Source organism: Protofrankia sp. Cj3 (genome assembly GCF_917627355.1).
GTDB lineage: Bacteria > Actinomycetota > Actinomycetes > Frankiales > Frankiaceae > Protofrankia.
This window is the reverse complement of record NZ_CAKJTR010000208.1, coordinates 7576-8188: the sequence shown is the minus strand read 5'-3', so window position 1 is coordinate 8188 and position 613 is coordinate 7576. Positions and strand designations below refer to the sequence as shown.

Sequence of the window (613 nt, the reverse complement as noted above, 5' to 3'; positions counted from 1 at the left end):
GGCCGCGGTCGTCCAGCAGCCGCCGCGCCGCCGCGATCTTCGGCAGGACCTCGTCCATGAACGTCTGCCCCCCGAACCCCGGCTCGATGGTCATCAGCAGCAGCAGGTCGAAGCGATGCAGGTCATCGATGTAACGCTCGACGGGAGTAGCCGGTTTCACCGCCAGGCCGGTGCGCGCGCCGGCCGCCCGGATGGCATCGGTGGTACGGGGCAGGTCGGTGACGGCCTCAGCGTGGATCGTGACGTTGGCCGCGCCCCGCTCGGCATAGCCGGCGGCCCAGCGGTCCGGATCGGAGATCATCAAATGGCAGTCAAGCGGGGTTGCGGTGACCGTGCGCAACGCGGTCACGGTATCCGGCGCCAGCGCCAGGTTGGGGACGAAGTGGTAGTCCATGATGTCGACGTGCAACCAGTCGGCGTGCCCCTCGACCGACAGGGCCGCCTGCGCGATCCGCCCGAAGTCGGCGGCGAGCAGGCTCGGGTAGATCTGCGCGGTGGCCACGCCTGCGAGCGTATCGGCCGGCTCTGGGCCGCCAGGCTCCGATGAACGTCGAGATGTCAGTGGTCTCGGTCATCCCGTCAGCCCATGAGCGCACCCGACACACCAGCACCC

The 613-nt window shown here is 69.5% G+C and carries 1 protein-coding gene; it reads right to left on the bottom strand.

What is annotated here, in order from left to right:
- Nucleotides 1–502: ribulose-phosphate 3-epimerase (locus tag MJ783_RS20250; RefSeq protein WP_239312712.1), on the bottom strand; the 502-nt coding region annotated here is incomplete at its 3' end.
- Between the last annotated feature and the right edge of the window lie 111 nt (nt 503–613).